The sequence below is a fragment of the Acinetobacter sp. ANC 4216 genome, assembly GCF_004331195.1.
Lineage (GTDB): Bacteria > Pseudomonadota > Gammaproteobacteria > Pseudomonadales > Moraxellaceae > Acinetobacter > Acinetobacter kookii.
Map to the genome: position 1 here is coordinate 134272 of NZ_SJOC01000009.1, position 17765 is coordinate 152036.

Consider the following 17765-nt stretch of genomic DNA (forward strand, 5'->3'; position numbering starts at 1 on the left):
TTCTTTACGCATTAACGTGACAAACGGAAATCTGCTTTTCCGTTGACGGTATAAGGTGACAAGGCAATTTTTTCGTTATTCAAAGTCAGGGTAACGGCTGAAGCATCATCCAGACGAATCTGGAAAGGCGTTTCACCATTCAATTTCAATGTCGATGCCTGACGGCCTGTTGCCAGTACTTTACCAGTTGAATCTACAATATGCACAGAAGTTGGATGACTAAACTCAAGCTCTAGCTGATCGCCCGAAACCACAGTCGAGTTATCCAGATTCAACACTTGTACGTCGGATTCGGCAGGTACAACCTCCTGGCTCTCCGCGTCTTTGCTGGATGACCAGTTTTGTATCGCCATAACGGCAACGGCAAGAGCAACTAGTGCCAGCAAAGCAAGTAAAAGGCGTTTCAACCATTTCTTGTTACGGTCACTCTTGGAACCTGGGAGCTTACCCATAATTTTAATCGGTGAGTTGTTTAAGGCATGATTGGGTAACAATCCAGTATCATTTTGATAAATATCATCAAAACGTTGAATAATAGAACTTGCATCCACCTTCAGGTACTTCGCATAGGTACGATAGTAGCCCTTAATAAAGGTGGCTTCTGGCAAAGCCTTATAATCATCTTGTTCTAAAGCGGTCAAAGTCTTTACAGGGATATTTAAATCTTTGACAACTTCACTTAATTCACGCTTTTGTGCAATTCGAACTTGACGTAAGTACTCGCCTGGACGCTGAACATTTCCTAATGCAGTGGGTACTACGCTTGAACCATTCGATTGCGGTGAATTAGGATTTACTTCCATACGGCCTCAGTACTGTACTGTAATTGCAGATAACGTTGGTATTCCGGACTCTCGGGAAAAAGCGCACGCAACTGATTGACAAGCACCTGCGTTCCCATTGGGTCACTATTTGCCCGCGCAATTCGGATACCAATCCAAAGCGCACGCGCACCTTGATTCTTTTGACCGACACTGCGTACAAACTGTTCATACAATTGTGTTGCGGCAGCGGTCTGCTGTTTCAGATAAAAAATTTCAGACAACTCTAACATTGAAATATAAGAGTCACGATTTACTTGCAGGGCCTGTTTGAATGTTTTTTCAGCATTCACCACATCACCGAGTTTTAAATAAATCCGTCCTGCATTTTCCAATGCTCTGTAGCGTTGATCATAGCCCAATGTGGTTCCGGCCACATTGAGTTGTTCAAGCGCGTCATTATAACGCTCAATTTGATACAAATAAGTACCGTAGTTGTTACGCGCCTGTGCATTTTTAGGATCAGCAGAAATTGCCCGCTTAAAATAGCTTTCTGCTTTATCCATGCTGATTTTACTGCCCTCTTGTTGCAGTAAAACGCCCATCATCATATTCGCGGTTGAATCACGTGAATCTACTTCAAGCGCTTGATCCAAGGTTCGTTTTGCAGAATCCAGATCACCCGATTTAATATATTCTGCCGCCAATTGAGTGCGAATTTTCACTGCCTTTTCCGGGTCTTTTTTCCCGATTGTTGCTGGTGTCTGACACCCGGCAACAAAAATAGCGGACATACAAATTGTTGTAATAAAAGCTAATTTATATGTGGGCTTTCTCAATTGACATCCCCTTTTATTATCCCTGAGTGCGCAGAATCTCATTTTGCTGCGCCACTTTCTTTTTCCACTGTTCCGCACGACGGGTACGGTCAGCAACTTGTCCAACCAACTGTCCACACGCGGCATCAATATCATCACCACGTGTCTGACGAATCGTACACACAAAACCGGCATCAGACAAAGTTTTTTGGAAAGAAATAATCCGGTTACGGCTTGAACGCCCATAAGGTGCATGCGGGAACGGATTAAACGGAATCAAATTAATTTTGCTCGGTAAATTTTTAAGCAGTTTCAACATTTGTTGAGCATGTTCTGGTTGGTCATTTACGCCATCCAGCATGACATATTCAATGGTCACATGTTTACGCGAACTTTCATTACCATCTTTAGCAATATAACGCTGACAGGCAGCAATCAGCTGTTCTAATGGATATTTTTTATTGATCGGCACCAGCTCGTTACGCAGTTCATCGTTCGGTGCATGAAGTGAAATCGCCAAAGCCACATCAATATCTTGCGCCAACTGATCGATTTTCGGTACTACACCTGAAGTCGATAAAGTCACACGGCGTTTTGACATGCCATAGGCAAAGTCATCCAGCATAATGCGCATTGAGTTTAATACGGCGTCATAGTTCAGGAGGGGTTCGCCCATGCCCATCATCACCACATTGGTCACTGAACGCTCACGCTCTGCCACAGGTACTTCTTCCATATAAGAGAAGTTTGCCATCCACAGCTGACCAATAATTTCAGCTTGAGTCAGGTCACGCTGAAAACCCTGCTTACCCGTTGAGCAGAATGAACAGTCAAGCGCACAACCCACCTGTGAAGAAATACACAATGTTTTACGTGAACCGGTTTTGTCTTCTGCAGGAATCAGGACAGTTTCCACCAGAGAACCTTCACCATCCCCGACACGGAACACCCACTTACGCGTGCCATCTTTGGAATAGTTTTTATGCACCACTTCCGGCGCTTTAATTTCGCAGATTTTTTCCAGTTTTTCCCGCAGCTTGCCGGAAATATTGGTCATTTCGGCAAAATCTGTGACAAAAAACTGATGAATCCATTTCATCACCTGCCCGGCACGGAATTTTTTTTCTCCCATATCTTCGAAGAATTTTTCCATTTGCGGACGTGACATGCCAAGTAAGTTCACTTTTTCCACAGAATTTTGCTGCGTCGGAGCGGATGGAGATGGTTGCTGTGCATCAGAAATTGCTGATGTAGCGACTACTTCAGTACTCATGTGTATTACCTAAACCATGCCTAAAGATGAAAGGAGAAGCTCAATATCTGAGCAGAGGATTATTCAGAGAATAAAAAAACCAGATAAGCAGTATACCACTTATCTGGCTTGAATACTGCGTATTAACGAGTACGTGGAGCAATCTCAGTTTGCGCGAAGAAATAGTTAATTTCGCGGTCAGCAGATGCTACAGAGTCAGAACCGTGAGCAGCATTTTCGTCGATGCTTACAGCAAAGTCTGCACGGATTGTACCAGGAGCCGCTTCTTTAGGATTCGTTGCACCCAAAATTTCACGGTGAGCAAGAACTGCGTTTTCGCCTTCAAGAACTGAAACAACAACTGGACCAGAAGTCATGAACGCAACTAAATCACCAAAGAAACCACGTTCTTTGTGCTCAGCGTAGAAGCCTTCAGCTTCAGCTTGAGTCAAGTGTTTCATTTTAGTTGCAACGATTTGAAGACCAGCTTTTTCGAAACGAGCAAAGATGTCGCCGATGTGGTTTTTAGCAACTGCGTCTGGTTTAACGATAGATAAAGTACGTTCAATAGCCATTGATTGGCTCCTTAAGTCAATTGTTGACATGAAAATTTGCCGCATTATACCGAATAATGGGCTTTTTTCCGCTTTTGATATGTAAAAAAATTGCTTTTTTCGATGTAGCGCTTAACGCACTTCATCAATCCAGGCCATTTGAATTCCTTCCAGCAAACCTTCAGTGGATTTGGTTGGGTCATCACTAAAGTCTGGCAATGCACACACCCAGGCATGCAAGTCGGTAAAACGAATCCATTGCGGATCCACATCTGGATGTGCTTCAGAAAGCTCAATCGCAATATCAATAGTATCTGTCCAACGCAAACCCATGGCTATTCCTAATATGTTCAAATCAGTGGCAGTACTTTAGCAAATTTTGGAAAAATCGCGTGAGTTTCCTGATTCATCCGCATGCATTTTTATAACATGATATTAAAAAAGGGTGCACTCTCAATAATGCCACTGGCAATCACGACACCAATCAATGCACCGACCAGCACGTCACTGGGATAATGTAGCCCCAAAACCATCCGTGATATCGCCACCAGAATGGTAAAAGGAAGCATCAGAATCAATAACACGGGCTGAATATAACCCAGAACCGTACTGGCCATGACAGCATGCAGGGTATGACCAGAAGGAAAACTAAAATGGTCGAGCGGTTGTTCGTGTAGCCGGATGACTTGATGGACTTGATAAGGTCGTGGGCGTACAGTTTTTTGTTTTAGGATTTTATAAATGACGGTACCTATCGACCCGCTAATCAACAGATATAACAACTGTACAATATAAAACACGCCTTCCAGCACCCATAAACTGGCGAGCATAATAAACCAGAACAAACCATTGCCAAAACGGCTGATGATTTTGAAAAAGTGGGCTACTGCATGTGAATGAGAAAGATTATTCAGATACAAGCAACCTTTTAAATCCAGATCCAACATCGTTATTTTTGCTTTTTTTAAATTCATGATGATGCTCCTTTAAGCTATTGCTTAAAATTCAGGATGTCATTTCTGTCCCCATCGCCACACTATAGAGTGCTTGTTCAAACTGTTGCACAGGGTATTGCCAGCCGATATGCTGCACCGCCTTTCGGGCTTCCAGTCCCATACGTTTCAATTGCTGATTGCCCGGCAACTGACACATTGACTGCATAAAACCTGTCTTATCTCCTAAGGGACTCAACCAGCCCGTCTCGCCATTTTTGACATGCAAATGCGCACTGGCATAATTATAGGCAATCACAGGCAAACCACTTGCCATTGCTTCCAGCACCACATTGCCAAAGGTTTCAACCTGACTGGCAAACACAAAAACATTTGCACTTGCATAAGCCTGAGCAAGTTTCGGGCCAGATAAATTTCCTGTAAAAATGACATCCTGTCCTTGGCATAACATTTCGAGACGACCCCGCTCCGGACCATCCCCCACAATCACCAGTTTGACATCCTGGTTATTTTTCTTCATGGACAGATAGGCTTGAACAAGAACATCAATCTCCTTTTCAGGTGATAAGCGCCCCACATACAGCATAATCTGAGTATTCGACGTTGCCTGCCATTGTTGACGCAAACCGCTGGAATAATGTTGTGGTGAAAAATGCGTAACATCCACACCACGCCCCACCACAACCAGAGGACAACAAATGCCAAATTCTCTTAAAATATATTCCGTATCTTTACTGGGAATACAGGTCAGTTGTGTATTATTGTGAAACCAACGTAAATAGCGCTGAATCGGCTTAATTAAAAAGGCTAAATCGAAATAACGACTAAACTCTTGAAAAGGTGAATGGAAAGCGCTTGAAACAGGAATGCCCTTTGTCTTAGCCGCCTGCAAAACGCTTAATCCCAACGGCCCTTCTGTAACAATATGCACGACATTTGGCGCAAACTGATCCAATGCTTGAGAGACTTTTAAAAATTGTGGCCAGCCAAACTGCAAGCTTGGATATTGAGGAATAGCTTGGGCTTTAACTAAACATTCCTGATTTGGCAAAAACTGAAAACATGTCTGTTTTTGTTCCGGCCTAATCAGTAAAATTTTATGTCCCTGTTTTTGCAACCCTTTGCAGAGTTGCAATAAAGACAGTGCCACGCCATTAATTTCTGGAGACCAGGTTTCTGTCACAATCGCAATTTTCAGCCGTGGGCGAATTAAATCATTGAGTATCGCAATATCATCACAAATTTGGTCTTGCTTATTCTTTTTAAAATAAAATTGGAAATTTTCTGGAAAATTTTGTTCTTTGAGCAGGCTGGTCGCATACAAAGTTGCCATACAACACCTATATCGTTATTTTAGCCCTAGCTTAGAGGTTAATTCTTTCAGTTTGATGATACGTTAATGACTGTTTAAATTCCCATCCCACCCCTCTATAAATTTATTAATAGATTCCTTTCATCAATCAAAAAGTGACACACTTTGCTTATTATGTATACCGTAAATTTTAAGCATTCATGCATAATTTATGCATGAAATACATCGGTTCAAAGCAGCTTTTTGAAGTACAGTGCTGAGTGTTATCGCAACCGAGGCAAAAGACTGAGGTTGAGATTCCATTTAATTGCCGGAATTTACAACATGGAATTGAGCGAAAAATGATTTACAAAAGAAGCCTAATATCTTATTAATTATCCTCAACCCGATTTAATAAGCCATCTTTTACCTGATAAACCTGCCCATAACCAAAATCAACTTGTTGTTTTTCTCCCTGAATGGCAGGAAATCCAGCAATATTTTCTAATTGGGGAGAACGCTGGAATTGATGAGTTTTAGGATTATACATCCAGTAAATAAAGCGCTTATCTTCAATTTTCCTTTCATTTGACGTGTCTGAAAGCACGATATCATAGTAGCCATCAAGATTAATATCCATATAACCAATACTTTTGGGATAAGCAGTAAACCCTGACAAACTTTGAACGACTGTATTGGTGGCTTTATTCCATACATCCACTTGTTTTAAGGCTCTTCCGTAAGGCTGCTGGGCATTTTCAAGACCATAAAATTTAAATATGAACAGCGGCTTTTCTACTGCTGTAAATGCAGGCCCAAATTGAATTGGAATACTTTCATTATTCTTTGCTGTAATCAAAACTGATGACAGCTGTCCAGTATTGGCATTCAAGTTTCCATTTAACTGATATTGTTCAGATGTAGTTGCTTCCCCATTTCCACTGACCGATTTAAGATTCAGCTGATCGCCCTTTTGCAGGCCTTTAAAGGCAATCGTTTTTTGCACATTCAAATCATGAAGTTTGCCGTGTGGATTCCAGATCCCTGCATATAAATCAAGAAAATAACGTCCATCGTCTGAGCGTAGCATTCGCTGCATAGAAACCCGAACATTTGTGAAAGGTTTAAGATGGTCCGTTCTGGTTACAGCTACGGTTTCTGCAAAACTTAAGCATGCAAAAGATAAAGTGGTAAGATATAGTAGGATTTGAGTTTTCATTGCTCAGCCACACTTAACAGTAAATTATGTCTACTCTATCACACTTAAAATTACATCTAATCTATCTCCAACCGCTGTGTTTTGTTGCGAATTATTAATAGACTGATCTTCACAAAAAAACGAAAAATACTTTAGGCAATAAAAAAACCCACTCAGATAAGTGGGTTTTCGCATTTAAATCAATTGATTCAATAAATTAGTTTTTCTCTTTATCAACGATCTTGTTCGCTTGGACCCAAGGCACAAAAAGGGATGAAAGCACTGCTTTCACCCCTTTGAGGCACGAAGTTTTCAACCATTAAAAAGCCCCTGTTAAAAATAAGGGCTTTTTGACTTAGAAATTAGAACTTAGTTCTTTTCTTTGTCTACGATTTTGTTCGCTTGAATCCAAGGTACGAAAAAAATGGGAAAGCACTGCTTTCCCATTTTTTAAGGCACGTAACGCAACCTTAGTTCTTTTCTTTATCTACGATCTTGTTCGCTTGGATCCAAGGCATCATTGCACGCAACTTGTTACCAGTTACTTCGATACCGTGAGCCGCGTTTTGACGACGACGAGCAGTCATAGATGGGTAGTTCAATGCACCTTCCTGGATGAACATCTTCGCATATTCACCAGACTGGATACGTTTAAGCGCATTACGCATTGCTTCGCGAGACTGTTCATTGATAACTTCAGTACCAGTTACATATTCGCCATATTCAGCGTTGTTAGATACTGAATAGTTCATGTCCGCGATACCGCCTTCGAACATTAAGTCAACGATCAATTTAAGTTCGTGTAGACATTCGAAATAAGCCATTTCAGGCGCATAACCAGCTTCAACCAAAGTTTCGAAGCCCATTTTAACCAGTTCAACAGCACCACCACAAAGAACTGCTTGCTCACCAAATAAGTCAGTTTCAGTTTCTTCACGGAATGAAGTTTCGATAATACCTGTACGGCCACCACCTACGCCTGAAGCATAAGAAAGCGCTACGTTACGCGCATTACCAGATGCATCTTGGTGAATTGCGATTAAGTCAGGCACACCTGAACCACGCTGGAATTCAGAACGTACAGTGTGACCTGGTGCTTTAGGCGCAACCATGATTACGTCAAGGTCAGCACGTGGAACAACTTGGTTATAAAGAACAGAGAAACCGTGAGCAAATGCTAGAGTCGCGCCTTGCTTGATGTTTGGCTCAATCACGTCACGGTAAAGTTGAGATTGGAACTCGTCTGGAGTCAAAATCATGACCAAGTCAGCTTGAGCAACAGCAGCAGGAACTTCTGAAACTTTAAGACCAGCATTTTCAGCTTTTTTCCAAGAAGTTGAACCAGCACGTAAACCTACAGTTACGTCAACGCCAGAGTCTTTAAGGTTAAGCGCATGCGCGTGACCTTGTGAACCATAACCAATGATCGCTACTTTCTTAGATTGGATGATCGATAAGTCTGCGTCTTTATCGTAAAAAATTTGCATTGCTGTCTCCGCTTAAATGCTTATGTTTCCTTTTATCCAGGTCAATGATGTTATTGGTATTCATTGACCTAGATCCTCATCTCCACGATGAGTAGAATGTGTTAAAAAATTAGACTGTTAAAACTTTTTCGCCACGTGCGATGCCCGATACACCTGAACGCACCACTTCAAGAATGGTATTTTCTGCAAGTGCATCAATGAAACCATCAAGCTTTTCAGTTGTACCAGCAATCTGAATGGTATAAGTCGTCGGGGTTACATCCACAATTTGTGCACGGAAAATGTCAGCGGTACGCTTGATTTCTGCACGTGCCGATCCAAGTGATTTCACTTTAATCAGCATTAGTTCGCGCTCGATATGCGCACCCTCAGACAAATCAACCACTTTCACCACTTCAACCAGTTTATTCAGCTGTTTGGTGATTTGTTCAATTTTATGATCATCACCATACGTGGTCAGCGTCAAACGTGACATGGTTGGGTCTTCAGTTGGTGCAACGTTCAAAGTCTCAATGTTATAACCACGTTGAGAGAACAATCCCACCAGACGTGAAAGTGCACCCGCTTCGTTTTCTACGAGAACAGAGATGATATGTCTCATTGAGTGCGCTCCCCTTTTCCTAACCACATATCTTGCATCGACTGACCGGCAACCAGCATTGGATATACATGCTCGCTACGGTCAACCATTACGTTAATAAATACGCATTTATCATTGATTGCCATGGCTTCTGCAAGCTTGGACTCAAGCTCATCGGCATGGTTAATCTGGATGCCAACATGACCATAAGCTTCCATCAACTTGGCAAAGTCAGGCAAGGATTCAACATAAGAGCTTGAATGGCGACCTTCGTAGTTCATATCCTGCCACTGTTTCACCATACCCAAGGCACGGTTGTTGAGGCAAAGAATTTTCACATTTAAGCCATATTGCTTACATGTTGATAATTCCTGGATACACATCTGAATCGATGCTTCACCGGTAATACATACCACTTGCTGGTCCGGGAACGCGAGTTTTGCAGCCATGGCATAAGGCAAGCCTACACCCATGGTTCCCAAGCCACCTGAGTTAATCCATTGACGTGGACGCGTGTATTTGTAATACAACGCACCAAACATCTGATGCTGACCAACGTCAGACGTAATAATCGCCTGGCTATTGGTGATTTTATCTAAAGCGGCAACGACTTGTTGTGGCTTCATAGAGCCATCAGTTGGTGCTACAACTTTTAAGCCGTGTGCTGCACGCCACTCATCAATTTGTTTCCACCATGCTGCAATATCTTCCGGATTCGGTTTTGAAACATTCATTTGTTTCAACTGTACCAGCATCTCTTGAAGTACCGGCTCTACCGCACCCACAATTGGAATGTGCGCCATGATGGTTTTAGAAATGGTTGCCGGGTCAATATCAATATGAATAACCTTGGCATTTGGGCAGAACTTAGCCGGATTATTGGTCACACGGTCATCAAAACGTGCGCCTACACACAGGATCAAGTCCGCATTATGCATACTCATGTTGGCTTCATAGGTACCATGCATACCGAGCATCCCCAAAAATTGAGGATCGTTACCCGGGAATGCACCCAAGCCCATCAAGGTATTGGTCACCGGATAGCCCAACAAGTGCGCAAGTTCAGTCAATAATGCTGATGCATTACCCTGCACTACACCACCGCCCGTATAAATCACTGGACGTTTGGCACTGATCAATTCGTCAATTGCTTTACGAATCTGGCCTGAGTGACCACGATGCGGTGGCTGATAAGAACGCATCTTCACTTTTTCAGGATATTCGTAAGCAAATTTTTCTGCAGGATTAGTCGCATCTTTAGGAATATCGACAACCACAGGACCTGGACGGCCTGAAGAAGCAATATAGAATGCCTTTTTAATAATCGCAGGAATTTCGCTGGCATGACGCACTTGAAAACTGTGTTTTACGATTGGACGAGAAATACCGACCATATCGGTTTCCTGGAACGCATCCTCACCGATCAAATGGCTTGCAACCTGACCAGACAAAATCACCATTGGAATTGAGTCCATATAAGCCGTTGCGATTGGCGTTACGGTATTTGTCGCGCCTGGACCTGATGTGACGAGTACCACACCAGTTTTACCTGTTACACGCGAATAAGCATCTGCCATATGACCGGCAGCCTGCTCATGACGTACAAGGTAATGATTGATTTTGTCTTGTTGAAAGAGCGCATCATAAATATGCAATACTGCGCCGCCTGGATATCCAAAAACATGTTCAACGCCTTCGTCCGCCAATGCGCGAACAAGCATTTCACCACCAGATAAAAGTTCCAACGTGATTCACCCTAATCTTTTTTCACGCACAAATGGAGGGCATTTGTGGTGATTAATTCATTCACTGTGCGCTCTGTTATAGCACACAAATTTCATAGTTTTCATAGCAATAAGAAAAAAATCTGACCTGGTTGCCGTTTAAGCAATATGAGGTCTAAAACATGTTGGGATAAACATATTTTGTTGGCTTTGTTCAGCTTCTCGGCTAGAGAAGAAGTCCATTGCTAAAAGGCTCTTATTCGAAGGGTGATCGATCTAAGGCATATAAAACTAAAGCAGCATTTTTGTGGTTTCGAGTATTAAAGTCAAGTTTAAAAATTAGCTTTTTATAGCTTAATTTTAAATTATTCATTTTTTATACATCTGTTTTGTCTTTCGCTGTGTATGCAACCCTCACAAAAAATTAAAATATTATTATTTTTCAAAAAATTAAAAATATTTTCATAAAAAATAAATATAAAAATTATAATAAAATGGAATGAATATTTATTTTATCAAAAAATGTTTTTATTAATTTCAATCTATTTTTCATTCTCTGATTTTGTATCTTGATATATTTTTATATTCAGATTCACGCTACCGCCCCGGATCTGGGAGAATTCTTTCTGATTAAATAAAGATCAAAGGGTACAATTGCCTAACTACAGTTCATTTATCTGCGTTTTGGGACAGTTTATCTTTTTTCTCTGCAAAACGATCTAGATCATATAAAATACTGAAGCAATCAGGAGTTCTATTTCTCCCCACTCTATCCAACTGATTATGACAATAAGGACTTGATTATTATGGCATCATCTTTCATCAAAATTGGATTTATAGCGACTGGCTTAATCTTAAGTTTAAGTTCAACCACAAGCTTTGCCAAAGAATATTACAAATGGGTGGATGCCAAAGGGTCTACGCATTACACCACCACGCCCCCACCGAAATCGGCAAAGAAAAAAGGGAAAGTGGACACTTATGGCACGGCACGTTCTGCTAGTCTTGCATCTCAGGACAATAATAATGCCGCGAAAGAAGCCAAGGATACCGCTCAAGAAAACAAGCCTGTTAATCCAACAATTCCCGCAATTCCAGAAGGCAGCATTCCTGCAACACCTAAAGTCCAATAATATTATATTGTGAGCAAGAGTGATTACGCACCGGGTAATCACTCTTGGTAATCTAAAAAACTATAAAGATGAAAAGAGAAGCAACAAAGCCCATATAGTCACCTTAGAAAAATCGTGGCAAGTGTTTACCTTTATTCGCTATGGTAAATAAATGAATTTTTTCTTTTTATTTAGCTATCCAGTATTGAGCCTCATATTATTATCTCCCATCCAATCATGCTGAAGATATAAAGGAGTAGATACCAAGGATTCAACACATGCTAGCAACGCATCTCCGCTGAACAAGCATAGAGACCAGACTTATATCAACCTTTCAGCATAAAACTGAACAAGCTGAAAAATCAGCATTGTCCAGACGACATATAACAAAGGTTGAATTAACAACAGCAGAACGAACTGCAATTAAGGTGAAAGTTAAGCAGCGACTTCAAGAAAATAAGAAAGATCCTGTATGCAAGCATGTTTGGTGCAGGCACAGACCAAGACCTCCGCTTATCATTAGAATTAGCTTATTTACAAAACAAAGAGAAACTCGCAAATTTAAAGGCATCCCTGCATTCAATGACATTTCCAAAAGTTTCATTTCTAATGACCAGGAAGATAAAATCCTGATCTGGAAACTGACATTGCATAGCATTTTGCGCTATGCTGTGTGCTAAATTTTTTAACCGTTCTCTTGTATTACGTATATGACTACTCACATTGACTCTGAATATCAAGCCAGTGCGATTGAGCCTCAAGTCCAACAGGACTGGGAATCTCGCAAAGCCTTTAAAGTTGCCGACACTGTAGAAGGTCCACGTCGCTATATCCTCTCGATGTTCCCTTATCCAAGCGGCAAGCTGCATATGGGTCATGTGCGTAACTATACGATTGGGGATGTAATCAGCCGTTTCCACCGCCTCAAAGGTGAAACTGTGCTGCAACCGATGGGTTGGGATGCGTTCGGTCTTCCTGCTGAAAATGCTGCAATTGCGCACCAGGTTGCACCTGCTAAATGGACCTTTGAAAACATCGATTACATGCGTAATCAGTTGAAGAAACTAGGTCTATCGATTGACTGGGATCGTGAATTTGCAACCTGTACACCAGAATACTATCGCTGGGAACAATGGTTATTTGTTCAGCTTTATAAAAAAGGTTTGATCTACCGTAAACTTTCAACCGTGAACTGGGATCCAGTGGATCAAACTGTACTTGCCAACGAACAGGTTGAAAATGGTCGTGGCTGGCGTTCAGGTGCATTGGTAGAAAAACGCGATATTCCAATGTACTACTTCCGCATTACCGACTATGCGCAAGAATTACTGGACGATTTAGACACGCTTAAAGACGGTTGGCCACAACAAGTATTGACCATGCAACGTAACTGGATTGGTCGCTCACAGGGTATGGAAATCACCTTCCCTTCAGCAAATCCAGACATTTATGCAGACGGTTTAACGGTATTTACCACACGTGCCGATACTTTAATGGGTGTGACCTATGTTGCAGTTGCAGCAGAACATCCTATGGCGCTGAAAGCGGCTGAAACTAACCCAGAACTTCAAGCGTTCATCGAAGAATGCCGTATGGGTTCAGTGGCAGAAGCAGACCTTGCCACTGCCGAGAAAAAAGGCATGGCAACAGGTCTTTCTGTGAAGCATCCTGTGACAGGCGAAGAAGTGCCTGTTTGGATCGCAAACTACGTGTTGATGTCTTACGGTTCTGGTGCGGTGATGGCAGTGCCTTCACACGATGAGCGTGACTTCGAATTTGCCAACAAGTATGGCTTAACCATCAAGCAAGTGATTGATGCCAAAGGCGCAGACGATGCTGACTTTAACTCAACTCAATGGCAAGAATGGTACGGTTCAAAAGAAGGTAAACTGGTTAATTCAGGTGAATTTGACGGTTTAGACTTCCAAGGCGCATTTGATGCATTCTTGGCAAAACTTGAACCACAAGGTCTTGCTAATGTAAAAGTTCAATTCCGTTTACGTGACTGGGGTGTCTCTCGTCAGCGTTATTGGGGTTGTCCAATTCCAATGATCAACTGTGATACTTGTGGTCAAGTGCCAGTGCCTGAAGATCAACTTCCTGTGGTACTTCCAACGGATGTCGTTCCAGACGGTTCAGGCAATCCATTGAACAAAATGCCTGAGTTCTATGAAACGAAATGTCCATGCTGTGGTGGCGACGCACGTCGTGAAACAGATACATTGGATACCTTCGTAGAATCTTCTTGGTACTATGCGCGTTATGCATCGCCAGACTTTACAGATGGCATGGTGAAACCTGAAGCGGGTCAAACCTGGCTGCCTGTAAACCAGTACATCGGTGGCGTTGAACACGCAATTCTGCACTTGCTCTACGCACGTTTCTTCCACAAATTGATGCGTGATGAAGGTGTGGTACAAGGCAACGAACCATTCACCAACCTTCTTACTCAAGGTATGGTGCTTGCAGATACCTATTACCGTGAAGCGGAATCTGGTAAGAAAGCATGGTTTAACCCTGCAGATATCGAACTTGAACGTGACGAAAAAGGTCGTATTCTTTCTGCCAAATACAAAGGTGATGGTCAAGAAGTCATTGTTGGCGGTCAGGAAAAAATGTCGAAATCGAAAAACAACGGTATCGACCCGCAAGCGATTATTGACCAGTACGGCGCAGACACTGCACGTGTCTTCATGATGTTCGCTGCTCCACCTGATCAATCTTTAGAGTGGTCTGATGCGGGTGTGGAAGGTGCAAACCGCTTCTTGAAACGTGTATGGCGTTTGGCGACAGGTTTCCTTGAACAAGGCAATGCTGCTGCAAACATCGACAAAGCGACACTTTCAACTGCTGCGCAAGACTTGCGTCGTAAGACACACGAAACCATCCAAAAAGTGGGTGATGATATCGAACGTCGTCACGCCTTTAACACTGCTATTGCAGCGATGATGGAATTATTAAACGCAAACAATAAGTTTGAAGTGAAAGATGACAATGACGTTGCTGTTGCACGTGAGTCGATCACCACACTTCTGACATTGCTTGCCCCATTTGCACCGCACTTAAGCCAGACTTTATTGGCTCAGTTCGGTATTGAATTGACTCAAGCTCAATTCCCACAAGTGGATGAGTCTGCATTAACACGTAATACGCAAACCATCGTGGTTCAGGTAAATGGTAAGCTTCGTGGTAAGTTAGAAGTCTCTGTTGATGCATCTAAAGATGACATCTTGGCACAAGCCAAAGCATTGCCTGAAATTCAGCAATTCCTGACCGGTCCAACCAAGAAAGAAATTGTGGTGCCGAATAAGTTAGTGAACTTGGTGGTTTAATCTCCTTTAAGCCCCCCTTTACAAAGGGAGGTTTGGAGGGATTTCATAAAAGAAATCTCCCCTAACCCCTCTTTAAAAAAGAGGGGGACATAAGGATTTCACAATTCCCAAACAAAGCCCGTTGCCAGTCAACGGGCTTTGCACATACAATCACTACATATTTTTAGATCTTCCTTTTTTGCTTTGAAGAACAATACAGAGGACAACACATGCATTTGGGCAAACGTTTAGCAGCAATTGTTTTAACTTGTGGTCTAAGTGCAGGCTTAGTGGGCTGTGGCTTTCATTTAAAAGGCACCAATCCGGCGACGGCTCCTGTGGCTTACTCTAAAATGAAATTGGCATTGCCGGATAATGCAGGACAATTGCATGAAAAACTTGCAATTTATTTGGGCGCAACAGGCATTCAGCTGAGCAATAGTCCCGATGCTTATGTGTTGCGTGTACTGGATTACACTCCACAGCGTCATGAATTAAATGGCAAACTGGTCGAAACCTTGCTGCGCTTAACCGTGACTTTCCGTATTGACGATGCGCAAGGTAATCCTGTAACTGAACCGCGTACCATCACCGCTTCACGCAGCTATCAATATGACGTGGCCACGGTCAACACGGATGACCAGGAACAGAAGTATCTTAATCAGGTGATTGTTGATGATGTGGCACAGCAAATTGTGCGTCAGATTTCATCCAACCGTTTACCCCAAGTCGTGACCAAACCAGCGGCTTCTACAACCCAACCTTAAATATAGAAAATCGCGCGATGAAACTTGACTATCCCCAAGCACTCAAACGTGTTGATGAAGCTCGCGGTGCCTGGATTATGTATGGTCAGGAACCCCTGCTCGAACAAAATTTACTCGATGCTTTCCGGCAGAGTTGGCAAAAGCAGGAAATTGAACGTCAGCGTTATGACATTGGCAATGTCAGTGACTGGAAAAATGTGTTTAATGCTTTAAATAGCCTGTCCTTATTTTCCACGCAACTAGCTGTTGAAGTACATGGCAATATCAAGCCTGATGCCAACGGCATCAAGCAACTGAAAAGCTATATCCAGCACAATGAACAAAACCTGCTGCTGGTGGTAATGCCCAAACAGGACAGCAGCAGCCTAAAATCCAGTTTTTTCCAGGTGGTAGATGCCAATGGGGTCACGGTGCCACTTACGGCTAATTATCCGCAAGACCGGCAGCGGATTTTAAGTATTGAAGCAGAAAAGCTGGGAATTAAACTGGCGAATGATGCCTGGACCTGGCTGGAACAGCACCACGAGCACAACTTGCTGGCAGCTAAAAATAGCCTCATGCGCGTCAGCGATACTTTTGCCGACGTGGAGATCATCCAGATTGAGCATTTGTATTCATGTCTACAAGACCAGTCGCGCTATACTACATATGACTTAAATGATGCCCTGCTTGCAGGAAATCTGGCTCAGGCAATTAAAATTTTCCAGTATTTAATTGCTTCGGGTGAACCGATGAGCCTGATCTTGTGGAGCATCAGCAAAGAAATGCGCTTGCTGATGCAACTGTTTGAACAGCCACAGAATGCCTTACAGCTGGGCATCTGGAAAAATAAAGTCAGCCAGTATCAGCAGGCCTTAAGACGGCTCAATCCGAACTGTTTTCTTAGCTGGCCGTCACTTTTGTTGCGCATTGACGCTTCAATAAAAGGTTTAGGCAAAGAAAACCCTGAACATCTGGTTCTGCAAGCCATTAGCAGCATGTGCGGTCAAACCTTATTTTTATCGCCAAGCGTTTAACTAAAGAAACGTGCAAACCAGCCTTTGCCTTTTTTCTGTTCTTGTTTACGTAGATAGCTCAACATATTGTCTCGCACTGCATCGACATAGTCCTGATCATCATGCTGAATATGGTTGATCAGCCACTTGGACAGCAGACGATACAAGTCGTTTTCAATGGCTTCACCTTTTTCAAATTTCAGGCGGTAATCATTCAGACGCTTTACAAATAATTCATGGATGCCACGATGTGATGGTAAATATTGATAACTGACCTGCTCCAGCAAATTTTCTTCAAAGCTAAAATGCGACTGGGTGTAGTCAATTAAATCCTCCAAAACCTCTTTAATTTTATCGCGCTGCCCGGTGTTTTTTACCTGCTCCAAAGCATTAATATAATCCAAGATCTGACGATGCTGATTATCAATCACATCAATCCCAATGTTATAAGTTTCATTCCATTCCATCATTCTACCCCTTACAAATTTTCATATTAAAGTTATGATCTTTTTCGCATAATCATGGGGATTAATGCTTTTATTATTAAACCCATAATTATTTTATGGATTTAATACTACAAACTTTTTTTATTTAAATCTAGAGATAAAACAAAGATTTTTAAAATTATGTCTACCAGTTGGAAACTCAGGGGGCGGAGAAAAAAAGAAAACCACACCTCTATCACAAAAAATTATTTAAATAAAAATCATTAAATAAATCCATTATCATTAGGCTAAAATCGAATACATCTTGATAGCCCGGATCAGTGAAAAAAAGTTCTGTTTTCTCAGCAGCATTTTGAAAAAACTCAATCATCAGGCTGAAGATCATCTTTCAGAAAATTGATGGAATTGAAATTGAATAACATGCCTATCCTCTATTAAGTCATGCTAAAAAGTTTGTTAAAAATGACTTCATCCTCTGTCTAGAAAATTTTTCAAGACACTCTAAAAAGAAAATAA

General features: G+C 42.1%; 16 protein-coding genes. 4 read left to right on the forward strand and 12 right to left on the reverse strand.

The genetic code is table 11. The features are described 5' to 3' along the window. Positions 1 to 11: 11 nt before the first annotated feature. The 11 genes from E0H88_RS09120 to E0H88_RS09170 all read right to left on the reverse strand — a co-directional run bounded on the left by E0H88_RS09120 (position 12) and on the right by E0H88_RS09170 (position 10639). Positions 12 to 803 carry a helix-turn-helix domain-containing protein gene (locus E0H88_RS09120; RefSeq protein ID WP_131273937.1) on the reverse strand — a complete coding sequence of 264 codons (792 nt, stop codon included), beginning with the start codon at positions 801 to 803 and terminating at the stop codon, positions 12 to 14. Further along, positions 794 to 1555 (reverse strand): type IV pilus biogenesis/stability protein PilW, encoded by a 762-nt coding sequence (gene pilW / locus E0H88_RS09125; RefSeq protein WP_165493308.1) that lies wholly within the window; start codon positions 1553 to 1555, stop codon positions 794 to 796. Before pilW ends, E0H88_RS09120 begins: the two co-directional genes overlap by 10 nt. A gap of 61 nt (positions 1556 to 1616) precedes the next feature. After that, complete coding sequence (rlmN, locus tag E0H88_RS09130; protein WP_131273939.1) at positions 1617 to 2852, reverse strand: dual-specificity RNA methyltransferase RlmN; 1236 nt, start codon at positions 2850 to 2852, stop codon at positions 1617 to 1619. A 122-nt stretch (positions 2853 to 2974) separates the two neighbouring features. Next, positions 2975 to 3406: a nucleoside-diphosphate kinase gene (ndk, locus tag E0H88_RS09135; protein ID WP_086195365.1), complete on the reverse strand. Its 432-nt coding sequence runs from the start codon at positions 3404 to 3406 to the stop codon at positions 2975 to 2977. A 111-nt stretch (positions 3407 to 3517) separates the two neighbouring features. Continuing rightward, positions 3518 to 3718 carry a Fe-S cluster assembly protein IscX gene (gene iscX / locus E0H88_RS09140; protein WP_092819025.1) on the reverse strand — a complete coding sequence of 67 codons (201 nt, stop codon included), beginning with the start codon at positions 3716 to 3718 and terminating at the stop codon, positions 3518 to 3520. 89 nt (positions 3719 to 3807) lie between these two features. Beyond that, positions 3808 to 4359 carry a phosphatase PAP2 family protein gene (locus tag E0H88_RS09145; protein ID WP_092819026.1) on the reverse strand — a complete coding sequence of 184 codons (552 nt, stop codon included), beginning with the start codon at positions 4357 to 4359 and terminating at the stop codon, positions 3808 to 3810. Between the two features lie 31 nt (positions 4360 to 4390). Next, positions 4391 to 5671 carry a glycosyltransferase family 4 protein gene (locus E0H88_RS09150; protein WP_131273940.1) on the reverse strand — a complete coding sequence of 427 codons (1281 nt, stop codon included), beginning with the start codon at positions 5669 to 5671 and terminating at the stop codon, positions 4391 to 4393. A 349-nt stretch (positions 5672 to 6020) separates the two neighbouring features. Continuing rightward, a complete protein-coding gene (locus E0H88_RS09155) occupies positions 6021 to 6848 on the reverse strand; it encodes an XAC2610-related protein (RefSeq protein ID WP_131273941.1) in 828 nt (275 codons plus the stop codon). A 449-nt stretch (positions 6849 to 7297) separates the two neighbouring features. Next, a complete protein-coding gene (gene ilvC, locus E0H88_RS09160) occupies positions 7298 to 8314 on the reverse strand; it encodes a ketol-acid reductoisomerase (RefSeq protein WP_131273942.1) in 1017 nt (338 codons plus the stop codon). Positions 8315 to 8423: 109 nt separating this feature from the next. Then, positions 8424 to 8915 (reverse strand): acetolactate synthase small subunit, encoded by a 492-nt coding sequence (gene ilvN / locus E0H88_RS09165; RefSeq protein ID WP_086195356.1) that lies wholly within the window; start codon positions 8913 to 8915, stop codon positions 8424 to 8426. Further along, the gene (locus tag E0H88_RS09170; RefSeq protein ID WP_131273943.1) at positions 8912 to 10639 is read right to left on the reverse strand and encodes an acetolactate synthase 3 large subunit; all 1728 of its coding nucleotides are present in this window, start codon (positions 10637 to 10639) and stop codon (positions 8912 to 8914) included. The genes ilvN and E0H88_RS09170 overlap by 4 nt, the downstream gene beginning before the upstream one ends. A 785-nt stretch (positions 10640 to 11424) precedes the next feature. On the opposite strand from E0H88_RS09170, the gene E0H88_RS09175 reads away from it, so the two are divergent. The 4 genes from E0H88_RS09175 (at position 11425) to holA (ending at position 16824) form a co-directional block, all read left to right on the forward strand. Continuing rightward, positions 11425 to 11751 (forward strand): DUF4124 domain-containing protein, encoded by a 327-nt coding sequence (locus E0H88_RS09175; protein WP_092819031.1) that lies wholly within the window; start codon positions 11425 to 11427, stop codon positions 11749 to 11751. A gap of 689 nt (positions 11752 to 12440) precedes the next feature. Then, positions 12441 to 15062 (forward strand): leucine--tRNA ligase, encoded by a 2622-nt coding sequence (gene leuS / locus E0H88_RS09180; RefSeq protein WP_131273944.1) that lies wholly within the window; start codon positions 12441 to 12443, stop codon positions 15060 to 15062. A 209-nt stretch (positions 15063 to 15271) separates the two neighbouring features. Continuing rightward, positions 15272 to 15808, forward strand: coding sequence for an LPS-assembly lipoprotein LptE (locus tag E0H88_RS09185; protein ID WP_092819033.1), 537 nt, complete (start codon positions 15272 to 15274; stop codon positions 15806 to 15808). Between the two features lie 17 nt (positions 15809 to 15825). Then, positions 15826 to 16824 carry a DNA polymerase III subunit delta gene (gene holA, locus E0H88_RS09190; RefSeq protein WP_131273945.1) on the forward strand — a complete coding sequence of 333 codons (999 nt, stop codon included), beginning with the start codon at positions 15826 to 15828 and terminating at the stop codon, positions 16822 to 16824. Here the strand turns inward: holA and E0H88_RS09195 are convergent. Next, positions 16821 to 17270 carry a bacteriohemerythrin gene (locus E0H88_RS09195; protein WP_092819035.1) on the reverse strand — a complete coding sequence of 150 codons (450 nt, stop codon included), beginning with the start codon at positions 17268 to 17270 and terminating at the stop codon, positions 16821 to 16823. The genes holA and E0H88_RS09195 overlap by 4 nt on opposite strands. Positions 17271 to 17765: the final 495 nt, after the last annotated feature.